Raw genomic sequence first — 10728 nt, forward strand, 5'->3', positions numbered from 1 at the left:
CCGCACCCCGCGCGAGGCGATCGCCGCCGGGCTCGCCCTCGTCACCGAGGACCGCAAACGCACCGGGCTCGTCCTCGGCCTGAGCACGGCGGAGAACATCGGACTCAGCACGCTGCGCACCACCACCCGGGGGCCGCTGCTGGACACCGGCAGACGGCGCCGGGAGGTCGGCCGGATGGTCGGCGAACTGGACATCAGGCCCGCGCACGCGGCCAGGCTGCCGGTACGCGCGCTCAGCGGCGGCAACCAGCAGAAGGCGGTCCTTGCCAAATGGCTGCTCACCCGGCCGCGGGTGCTGCTGCTCGACGAGCCGACCCGGGGCGTCGACATGGCCACCCGCGCCGAGATCTACCGGATGCTCGACGAACTCGCCAGGGACGGGATGGCCGTCCTGCTCATCTCCTCGGACCTCACGGAGGTGCTCGGCGCCACCGACCGGGTGCTGGTGATGCGCGAGGGCCGCATCGCCGCCGAACTTCCCTCTGACCGTACGACCGAGGACACCGTCCTCGCCCACGCGATCGGACACGCCGCATGACCGAACAGCTCACCACGTCCGCCGAGCCGCCCGCGGAAGCGGGCCCGGCGACCCCGGGGCGGCGGATGCCCCGGCTGGTCGTCGCGGGACGCGACCTCACCCTGGAGGCCGGGCTCGTCGTCCTGCTCGTCGCCTTCGTCGTGGTCGCCGGATCCACCACCGACGCCTTCCTCACCCAGGGCAACATCACCAACCTGCTCAAACAGATGGTCACCACGGGACTGCTCTCCTTCGGGATGCTCACGGTGATCCTCACCGGCGGTATCGACCTGTCGGTCGGCTCCGTGGTCGCCGTCTCCGGGATCCTGGCGGCCGGGCTCTCCTCCGGGCTGCCCGTACCGCTCGCCATGCTCGTCGGCATCGCGTCGGGCGTCGGCTTCGGCCTGGTCAACGGGGCGCTGGTGGCCCGCTTCCAGCTCGCGCCCTTCGTCGTCACGCTGGCCGCCCTCACCACCATCAGAGGTCTCGCCTTCGTCTACTCGGAGACCCCCGTGTCGCCAGAGAAGGAGAGCTTCTTCAAGCTCGGCTCGACCTCGGTCGGGCAGGTGCCCGTCTCCACGATCATCATGCTGGCGGTCTTCCTGGTCGGCGGGGTCTTCCTCAGCCGCACCCCGGCGGGCCGCTCGCTGGTGGCGATCGGCGGCAGCGCGGAGACGGTACGGCTCGCCGGCATCGGGGTCCGCCGCCACATCGTGCTCGCCTACACGATCAGCGGCGCCTGCGCGGGACTCGCGGGCGTCATCCTCGCCAGCCGGGTCGGGATCGCCCAGCCCAGCGTCGGCACCGCCTTCGAACTCGACGCGATCGCCGCCTGTGTGATCGGCGGGGCCAGCCTCGCCGGCGGCAAGGGCTCGGTGCGGGCCACCTTCGCCGGGGTGCTGGTGCTCGCCCTGATCAACAACCTGCTCAACCTCTACGACGTGCAGAGCTTCTGGCAGCAGGTGCTCAAGGGCCTGATCATCATCGCCGTCATCCTCGTACAGCGCACCGGCCGGTTCCGGGCGCCCGTGAGCGAACCGCATCCCGGAAAGGCAAGCTTGTCATGATCATGAGGAAAATATCCGGTGTCCTGATGGCCGGAGCCGTCGCCGCCGCGCTCGCCGGCTGCTCGTCCGACGGCGCGGGCGGGGGCGGCAAGGGCGACGGCTCGTACACCGTCGGGATCGCCAACTTCACGCTCAGCGGGCCCTACTTCATCGGCATGGACAAAGCGATCAAGGCACAGGCCAAGAAGAAGGGCGTGGAGATCGTCTCCACCGACGCCGGCGGCGACGCCGCCAAGCTCGCCTCCAACGTCGAGGACCTGCTGAGCAAGAACGTGGACGCGGTGATCGTCTCCGGCGGCCCGCTGGAGTCCGCGCCCGCCGTCCTCAACTCCATCAAAGCGGCGGGCAAGCCCGCCGTGCTGGTCGACCGCAAGTTCCGCAGCGGCACCTACAGCAGCTGGATCGGCCCCGACAACGAGGCGATCGGCAAGCAGAACGGCCAGTTCCTCGCCCAGCACCTGCCCAAGGGCGGCACCGTCGCCATCGTCAAGGGCGGCCCCGCCGACAACAGCATCGGGCTCGACCGGACGAAGGGCGTGAAGGCCGCCCTGTCCCAGGCCTTCGGCATCAAGCTCGTCGAGGCGCCCGACTTCGGCGACTGGAGCACCGACGGCGGCCTGAAGGTCATGGAGAGCCTGCTCGCGTCGCACCCCGACATCAGCGCCGTCGCCTGCGAGAACGACGCCATGTGCCTGGGCGCCCAGCGCGCCGTCAAGGACGCGGGGCGCCAGGACAAGATCGTGCTGGCGGGCGTCGACGGCCAGACCGAGGCGCTCAAGGCCATCCTCGACGGCACCAACTACCTGGTCACAGGGCTGAACGACGCCGACCAGATCGGCAGTCTCGGCCTGGACAGGACCGTGGACATCCTCGACGGCAAGAAGACCGAGAAGGACACGGTCGTCCCCTCACCGCGCGTCACCAAGGAGAACGCAGAGAAGTACTACGACCCGGAGGGTAATTTCTGATGACCGGAACCCCCATGCCCGGAAGCTCCGCGCCGCGGAGCAGACCACGGCCGCGCAGAAGACAGCAGTACGCCGTCGCGGCACTCGTCTGCGCCGCGCTCACCGTGCCCCTCTCCCTCTCCACGGCGAACGCCGCACCGGAGGCCTCGGCGGGCAAGAAGCCCACGAAGCCGCAGGCAGCGGCGCCCCGCTGGAAGCTGCTGCACTCCGAGGACTTCGCCAAGCCCCTCGACCCCGGCCACACACCGTGGAAGAAGGAGACGTACGACCACCCCTTCGACACGATCATGGAAGACAACGGGCAGTGGTACCACAACGACTACGGGGACGACTGGGACGCCGCTTTCAACTCGTTCGACACCTACCGCAAGGACTTCAAGGTCGGCGAGGACGGCTGGCTCACCGCCTCGCTGTCCGCGCGTGACGCGGACAAGGACGGCACGATCGAGAACGAGCCCACCATCACCAACGGCACCGAGGCGGGCAGGAGCGTCGCCGAGATGAAGGTGCCCAACCTGACCGGCGGCGCCATCTTCCGGCCCACCAAGGCCCTGCCCGACCGGTACCGCGTCGAGTACCACCTCAAGACGATCAACTTCGGTGGCAAGCGCGGCGGCACCATCGACTACGACGACAAGATCAACGGCTACACCAAGGACGGCTGCAAGACCCAGCACCCCTGGGGCGAGGGCTCCAACAGCCCCGGCTGGGAGGGCGACGCCTCGGCGCCGTACTGCGAGTGGCAGGACGTGCGCGAAGGCCCGTACGGCTACAACGGCTTCCACTACCTGGGCATCGTCGACTTCGCCGACCCCGCGCCCCGCAACAACCACTTCTGGCACTACCGGCGCAAGGTGCTGATGGACGGGTTCTACGTGCACCCCGACCGGGCGGCCACCGGCGGCGGGGGGCGGGTCTGCGACCCGGCGACCAACACGTACCTGGACTACAAGGACAGCAACTTCAACACCGTCAACATGTGGATCAACGGACTGCCGAACTGGACCCCCGGCAAGGGCGGCCTGGCCGGCAACTCCCAGTGGTTCATGACCAGCTGCTCCGGCGGCGCCGCCGAGAACCAGCTGTCGTCCGCCGCCGAGCTGCAGCCAGAGCTGATGCCGAACCAGGACTACACGTTCGCGATCGAGCGCGACGCGACCGGCTACACCCTGGAGGCCACCGGCAACTTTGCCCGGGGCGGCAAGCGAACCCTGCGCTTCCACCGCGACTTCGTCGTCAACAACGTGCCGATCTGGCACTACAACGTCAAGGCGAGCGAGTACGACGGCGCGTACAACAACACCCTCGTGCAGAACGACAACAACGGCAGCGCCAGCTGGCCCGACCAGTGGCCGAAGGGCTCCGCGTACCCCGACTACTTCGTCATCGGGGACCTCTACACCAACGTGTACGAGGGCGACGCCAGCGTCACCGACATCAAGCTGTACGTGCCCAAGTAGCCCGCGGGCGACCGCCGTACGGACCATGGCCCTGGCCGTACGGCGGTCGTCCTCAGCGCCCCGCCACCTCGGCCAGACGCCGGTCCAGATAGCGCCGCTCGGCGTCCGTCGGCGCGAGCGCCAGCGCCTCGCGGTAGGCGACGGCCGCCTCCCGCCACCGGCCGAGCCTGCGCAACAGATCCGCCCGGGTGGCGAACAGCGGGAAGTACCCGGCCAGTTCCCCCGAATCCCGCAGCGCGTCCACCAACACGAGCCCTGTTTCCGGGCCTTCGGCCATGGCGACGGCAGCGGCCCGGTTCAGCTCCACCACCGGGCCCGGCGCCATCCGCGCCAACTCGCGGTACAGCAGCGCGATCTGCGGCCAGTCCGTCTCGGCGGCGGTGCCGGCTGACGCGTGACAGGCCGCGACAGCGGCCTGCACCTGGTAGGGACCCGGCCCGCGCCGCAGCAGGGCCTCGTCCAGGACGGCCAGCCCCTCGGCGATACCGTCCCTGTCCCACGCCGTACGGTCCTGCGCCTCCAGCGGCACCAGCGCGCCCGCCCCGTCCACCCGGGCATCGCGCCGCGCGTCGTGCAGCAGCATCAGCGCCAGCAGCCCCAGCACCTCGCTCTCCCCGGGCAGCAGACCCGCCAGCACCCGGGTCAGCCGGATCGCCTCGGCCGTCAGCTCGCGCCGCACCGGCACGGCGCCCGCCGACGCCCCGTACCCCTCGTTGAACAGCAGGTACAGCACGGCGAGCACCGTCGCCGTCCGCCCGGCGAGCGCGGGACCCGACGGCACCCGGAACGGGATCCCCGCCCGCCGGATCTTGTTCTTCGCCCGGACGAGCCGCTGCGCCATCGCCGGTTCGGAGACCAGGAACGCGCGGGCGATCTCGGCCGTGCTCAGCCCGGCCAGCGTCCGCAGCGTCAGCGCCACCCGCGCCTCGGCCGGCAGCGCCGGATGGCAGCAGGTGAAGATCAGCCGCAGCCGGTCGTCCGGCACGTCACCGTCGCCCGTCACCTCGGGGTCGGGATCCACGGCCGGCGAGCCGGGGAGCGAGCCGTCCGCGCCGGGCATCCGTGCCACCTTCCGCAACGTCGCCGCCTCGGTCGCCGACCGGCGCAGCCGGTCGAGGGCGCGGTTACGGGCCGTGGTGGTGAGCCACGCGCCGGGGCGCCGCGGCACCCCGTCGTGCGGCCAGCGCTCCAGCGCCCGCGCGAACGCGTCCTGCGCGCACTCCTCGGCCAGGTCCCAGTCGCCGGTGAACCGGATCAGGGAGGCGACGACGCGGCCCCACTCCTCGGTGCAGGCTGCCGCCACCGCCTCGTTCACTCCGTCCAGAACGGCCGCACCTCGATCATGCCGAACCTGGCCATGGGGTGCTTCGACGCGATCTCGACCGCCTCGTCGAGATCGGCGCAGTCGATGATGTCAAAGCCCCCCATCTGTTCCTTCGTGTCGGCGAACGGACCGTCCGTGAGCAGCACCGAGCCGTCGCGCACCCGGACGGTGGTCGCGGCCTCCGGGCCTTCCAGGCGCTGCCCGTCGAGGCGTACGCCACGGCCGTCCATCTCCTCGACCCAGGCCGTGGCGTCCAGCTCGCCCGAGGGTGCCTCGAACGGCTCGTCCGTGCAGATGAGCAGCAGATACTTCATCGTTCCTCCTGATGTACCGAAGCTGATGTGCCGAAGGCTGGTGTCCTGGAGCGGAGACCATTGCCTCACACCGGTACGACGCGCGGCCCCCTGCCGGATCGACAGGTCCGGCGAAAAAACTTTTCCCGGTCCGCAGGGCATACGCCGTGGGGGAGGGGGCACACGCATCTTCGAACCCGGGCTCGCGGCACCCCCCCGCCGACGGAGCTCGCCGGCCCCACCGGTAACCCCCCTCCACCGGTGGGGCCGCCCCCTTTTCCGGCGCCTTTCCTGCGCCGTCCCGCCGCCTTTCCCGCGTCAGTTGTCCCGGAGGAACTTCTTCGCGAGCTGGTCGCCCAGCCGGACGGCGGCGGCATGGTCCTCGATGGGGGAGACCCGGGAGTCCTTGAAGAGGATGTACGTGACACCCGACGGGACCCCGCCCCGCTCCGGGTGCGAAGGGATGCCCATCGCGGCGGCCGTCGCGTACGACGCCTCGCCGATGATCCCGGCGGGCCCGGTGTCGCCGACCACCGCGTACTGCACCCGTCCGTCGTGGATGACGGCCGCGATCCCGCCGCCGTTGATGCCGGACGCCGTGTAGTCCCAGGTGCCGCCCGGCGCCGGCACCACCACGTACGGCAGCTTCTCCGAGTTGAGCGGCTTGCCGTCCGACTGGGAGAACGCGGTCGAGTTCTGGAACCACCGGTCCGTCGCGCTGTTGCAGTGGGCGGTCACCTGGCCGTCACAGTCGATGTCCATGTCGGCCTGCCAGAACACCGCGCCCTTGGCGCCGCAGACCGGGACCGTGGCGGCGCCGTTGTCGTCCGTCCGGTACAGCCCCTTCGAGATCCGCGCGCAGTCCTTGACCTTGGCGAGCAGATCGGCCGCCGCGACGCTGCCCTCCCGCGCTGAGGCAGGGCCCGCCGCGCCCCGCCCGGACGGCTGCCTCGCAGCGCCGTGTTCCGCGGGCGACGCGGACCCGGCGAGGGCGATGGCGGACAGCGGGAGCTGGGGGAGTACCGCCGCTGCCAGCAGTACCGTGCCGGCGGCGGCGACGTGGGTGCGATAGCGCATGGGGAAGGTGCCCTTTCCTCGACGGCGTGGCCCTGACGGCCCTACGGGTGCGGACGGCGACCGTCCGATATGCGCTGTCCCAGCCGGTCGAGAAACACCCGCTGTCCCGCCACCAGCCGCGGCTGCGCCTCCGCCGCCGGGAACCACGCGAACCGGTCCAGCTCGGGGAACTCCTGTATGACCCCTGAGCCGCGCGGCCACTCCATGGTGAAGGTGCCCGGCACCGCGTCCGCCGGGTCCAGGTCGCCCTCGACCGCCCAGATGGTGACGACCTTGCCGCCGCGCTGCACGGACTCGCCGAGCGCGGTCCAGTCACCCTCGGGCGGCGCCAGGCCCAGCTCCTCCTGGAACTCCCTGCGGGCCGCGGCCTCCGGCGTCTCGTCGGGGCCGTACTCCCCCTTGGGGATCGACCACGCGGCCGTGTCGCGGCGCGACCAGAACGGGCCGCCCATGTGCCCGAGCAGCACTTCCACACCGGCGTCAGTGACCCGGTACACCAGAATTCCCGCACTTCGCTTGCCCGACATGCCGTCAATTCTGTTCGAAGCCGGTAACCGGCGCTCGAACTGATGCGCCGTCCGGGAACGGGGCGGGGCCCGGCCTCATGGTGAGACCGGGCCCCGCGTGTGCGGTGTGGCGTGTGCGATGTGCGCTGTTACGGGAAGGAGACCACGTTGGACGGAACGGTCGAGGTGCCCGACGTCGCCGCCCCGGTGTTGTTGATCACGTGGTTGTACTGACCCATCCCGCCGAGGGAGACCACCAACAGGTCGTGGAACTTCACACCGGGCTTGACCGGTGCCTCGAACCCGCTGTTCTGATGGATGCTCGGGTCGGCGGTGTAGTTGCAGTAACTGCCGAGCCCCCAGCCCTCGTGGGTGTTGACGGAGTCGTCGACCTTGTAGGCGGCGAATCCCTGGGTGTTGCCGTTCTGGATCGCGGCCTGGTTGGGAGCGTCGTACGCCTTCTCGTTCTGGAAGAAGATCGTCTTGCCGTTCTCGCCGCTCCACCGGACGTCGTACTTGTTGAAGTGCTCGACGAACAGCCCGGTCGCCAGCACATTGGCGCCGCTGACATGGAGCCCGTAGTCGGCGCGGTTGGACTCCCAGCCCGCCCCGGCTCCGTGGTCGGCTCTCCAGATCCAGGTGTGGTCGATGATCGTGTCGTTGCTGTTGATCTCCATGCTGGTGGTCGCCTTGGCGGCGCCCGCGCCACCGATCCGGACGAACACGTCCTGGACGGTGGTCGGGTTCGCGGCGTGGCTCGCCGACGCGCCCTGGGGGCCGACCTGGAGGAGCACCTGCGAGTTGACCGTACCGGCGTCGATCAGGAAACCGGCCAGCTTGACGCCGTCGACGTCGGCGACCTTCATCGCGTTCACGCCGTTGTCCGGGATGATCGTCGCGTAACCGAGGCCGAGCACCACGGTGTTGGCCCGGGTCACGTTGATCGTCTGGTCGACGTGGTAGATGCCCGGGGTGAAGAGCAGGTTGAGGCCCTGGGCCAGTGCCGCGTTGATCGTCGCCGCGGTCGCGCCGGGCTTGACGACGTAGAACTGGTCGAGGCCGATCGAGTCACCCTGCGGGGTGCCGTTCCACGAGACGCCGCGCGCGTTGGTGCGCTTGGCCGGAACGAAGACCTTGTAGGTGTTGCCGTCCAGGTAGAGGAACGGCTTCTCCCGCGAGGTCGGGGTGTTGTTCAGCGTGGTGTAGGGCGGGTTCGGGAAGCTCTGGGCAGGCGCGCCCTCGACACCCGAGAACACCTGGTTCCAGACACCGTTGCTGAAGCCGCCGATCGAGCTGTCCCGCGTGTACCACTGCTGCTGCGAGTAGTTGCCGATGCTGCCGTCGATCTTGCTGTCGGCGATGTAGCCGCCACTGGCCCAGCCGTAGCCGTTGGGCGCCAGGTTGAGCCCGCCCTTGACGTGCATACGGCGGAACGGCGCGGCCTGGGCGACGGCCCAGCGGTCGGTGCCGTTCACCGGGGTGAGCGCCAGGTTCTCGGCGGAGCGCCAGAAGTTCTGGGTCGCGTTGCCGTTGAACCAGCCGGCGTCCACGGTCACGTCACCGTTGATGTTGGTGTCGTCGGGCTTGAGACCGAGACCCGCGATCGAGGTGTAGAAGCCGAGCTGGGCGTTGAGGTTGTTGTACGTGCCCGGCTTGAAGAGCAGTTCGTAGCGGCCCGTGCCGAACTGGGCCGACTCCTGCTGCGCGAAGATCTGGTCCAGCGTGCCCTGGATGTTGGGCGTCGACGGGTCGAAGACCTTGACGTTGGGACCGAGGTCACCGCCGCCCTGGATCGGGCCGCCGGGGTTCGAGCCGCCGTCCGTGCCGCCGTAGACCTGGAACTCCCAGAGGGAGTAGCCGTACTGGGTGGCGCGGGTGGTGCCCGTCAGCTTCACGTAGCGGGCGTTGCCCGTGACGTTGAGCGTCTCGTTGCCGCCGGGGCCCGTGGTGGTGGAGTACGCCTGCGTCCAGCTGGAGCCGTTGGTGGAGAACTCGATCTTGTACGCCTTGGCGTACGCGGTCTCCCAGCGGAGCTGGATCTGGGTGACGGCCTGGGTGGAGCCCAGGTCGATCTGGATCCACTGCGGGTCGGAGGCGGCGCTCGACCAGCGGGTGCCGTTGTTGCCGTCAACGGCGTTGACGGCGGGGGTGCCGCCGTTCTCCGTGCTGGAGACCGTCACCGGCTTGCCCTGGGAGAGCAGGGTCGGCGCCGCGCTGGCCGTTGTGGTGGGGATGAAGAGCAACAGCGAGGCGAGCATGGAGGCCGCGACCGCGGCGACCACTCCTCGCCTGCGCGTGGGCGAGGGTCTCCGGAACCGTGGGAGACCGAGCGAAGCAGCATGCATGGGCATGTCTCCTGAATCATCAGACAACGGGCAAGGCGCTGCGGGAAAGAACTCGGAGAGCGCTCTCTGGGTAATGGTGATGGTTCCCCCGTGTTTCGTACACGTCAAGAGTTGTGCACGGACCGAGTCGGTCCGGTTCAGTTGTGCACAACAAGTAACCTCCAGGAAACGGCAGTTGTCCCAAGTTGTACGGAGTCTCAGGTGACGTTGTTTCAGAATCTGACGGCGGCGACCCGCTGGGGAAACATTGCCGCGTGGCCTTCGTATCGTCGTTAACCCTTGAGTGTTAACGTTGCTCTGTCGGGGTGCGGTGAGCGCGTCCCGTGGACCGGAACGGAGCATCGTCATGGCTGAGAACACCCCTGCCGCCCGCCGGGTGGCCGTCGTCACCGGCGGGTCGCGCGGCATCGGCAGGCAGAGCGCGGAGCGACTGGCGGCGGACGGGCTGGCCGTCGTCGTCAACTACGCGGGGAACACGGCCGAGGCGCGGGCCACGGTCGAGGCCATCACCGCCGCCGGCGGACAGGCCGTCGCCGTACAGGCCGACGTGGCGGACGAGCAGGCGGTCGCGACCCTCTTCGACACCGCGGAGGAGACCTTCGGCGGGGTCGACGTGGTGGTGAACGCGGCCGGGGTGATGGTCGTGAAGCCGCTCGTGGAGCTGGGTCTCGACGACCTGGACCGGATGCTCCGCACGAACGTCAGGGGCACGTTCGTCGTCAACCAGCAGGCCGCGCGCCGGGTGCGCACGGGCGGCGCGATCCTGAACTTCTCCAGCAGCGTCGTCGGTCTCGCGTTCCCCGGCTACAGCGGTTACGCGGCGACCAAGGGCGCCGTCGAGGCGATGACCCTCGTCCTCGCCAGGGAACTGCGCGGCCGGGACATCACCGTCAACACCGTGGCGCCGGGCCCGACCGCCACCGCGCTGTTCCTGGACGGCAAGGACGAGAAGGCCGTCGCGGAGCTGGCGGCCGCGCCGCCGCTGGAGCGGCTCGGCACCCCGGAGGACATCGCCGAGGTGGTCTCCTTCCTGGCCGGCCCCTCGCGCTGGATCAACGGTCAGCGCCTGCGGGCCAACGGCGGCATCATCTGACGTCCCCCGGCCGCCGCGCGTCGGACAGCCGGTCCAGCCACTCGGTGAGCAACGTGCTCTCCGAGGCGCTCAGTTCGG

10 protein-coding genes are annotated in these 10728 nt (G+C 69.9%); 5 read left to right on the forward strand and 5 right to left on the reverse strand.

Features of this window, described 5'->3' with window-relative positions; all coding sequences use genetic code 11:
* From HY68_RS45725 to HY68_RS31710, 4 genes are all read left to right on the forward strand, one after another.
* A partial coding sequence (locus tag HY68_RS45725) for an ATP-binding cassette domain-containing protein (protein WP_241778822.1) occupies window positions 1–538 on the forward strand: 538 nt, incomplete at its 5' end.
* Window positions 535–1584, forward strand: coding sequence for an ABC transporter permease (locus tag HY68_RS31700; RefSeq protein ID WP_078864046.1), 1050 nt, complete (start codon window positions 535–537; stop codon window positions 1582–1584). The genes HY68_RS45725 and HY68_RS31700, both read left to right, overlap by 4 nt.
* Before the next feature lie 2 nt (window positions 1585–1586).
* Window positions 1587–2552, forward strand: coding sequence for a substrate-binding domain-containing protein (locus tag HY68_RS31705; RefSeq protein WP_241778823.1), 966 nt, complete (start codon window positions 1587–1589; stop codon window positions 2550–2552).
* A 14-nt stretch (window positions 2553–2566) separates the two neighbouring features.
* Window positions 2567–4012, forward strand: coding sequence for a mucin-5B (locus tag HY68_RS31710; RefSeq protein ID WP_241778824.1), 1446 nt, complete (start codon window positions 2567–2569; stop codon window positions 4010–4012).
* Window positions 4013–4064: 52 nt separating this feature from the next.
* On the opposite strand, the gene HY68_RS31715 is transcribed toward HY68_RS31710, so the two are convergent.
* The 5 genes from HY68_RS31715 to HY68_RS31735 all read right to left on the reverse strand — a co-directional run bounded on the left by HY68_RS31715 (window position 4065) and on the right by HY68_RS31735 (window position 9470).
* Window positions 4065–5315 (reverse strand): RNA polymerase sigma factor, encoded by a 1251-nt coding sequence (locus HY68_RS31715; RefSeq protein WP_241778825.1) that lies wholly within the window; start codon window positions 5313–5315, stop codon window positions 4065–4067.
* Window positions 5316–5323: 8 nt separating this feature from the next.
* Window positions 5324–5650 (reverse strand): YciI family protein, encoded by a 327-nt coding sequence (locus tag HY68_RS31720; RefSeq protein WP_041998277.1) that lies wholly within the window; start codon window positions 5648–5650, stop codon window positions 5324–5326.
* A 297-nt stretch (window positions 5651–5947) separates the two neighbouring features.
* On the reverse strand, window positions 5948–6706 hold the full coding sequence (locus HY68_RS31725) for a glycoside hydrolase family 75 protein (RefSeq protein WP_041998279.1): 759 nt from the start codon (window positions 6704–6706) through the stop codon (window positions 5948–5950).
* Between the two features lie 41 nt (window positions 6707–6747).
* The gene (locus HY68_RS31730) at window positions 6748–7233 is read right to left on the reverse strand and encodes an NUDIX domain-containing protein (RefSeq protein WP_041998281.1); all 486 of its coding nucleotides are present in this window, start codon (window positions 7231–7233) and stop codon (window positions 6748–6750) included.
* 128 nt (window positions 7234–7361) lie between these two features.
* Window positions 7362–9470 (reverse strand): discoidin domain-containing protein, encoded by a 2109-nt coding sequence (locus tag HY68_RS31735; RefSeq protein ID WP_241778894.1) that lies wholly within the window; start codon window positions 9468–9470, stop codon window positions 7362–7364.
* Window positions 9471–9903: 433 nt separating this feature from the next.
* Here HY68_RS31735 and HY68_RS31740 point away from each other — a divergent pair, with 433 nt between their 5' ends.
* Window positions 9904–10650 (forward strand): SDR family oxidoreductase, encoded by a 747-nt coding sequence (locus HY68_RS31740; protein WP_041998286.1) that lies wholly within the window; start codon window positions 9904–9906, stop codon window positions 10648–10650.
* Window positions 10651–10728 lie beyond the last annotated feature (78 nt).

It is taken from the genome of Streptomyces sp. AcH 505 (assembly GCF_000818175.1).
In the GTDB taxonomy this organism is placed as follows: Bacteria; Actinomycetota; Actinomycetes; order Streptomycetales; family Streptomycetaceae; genus Streptomyces.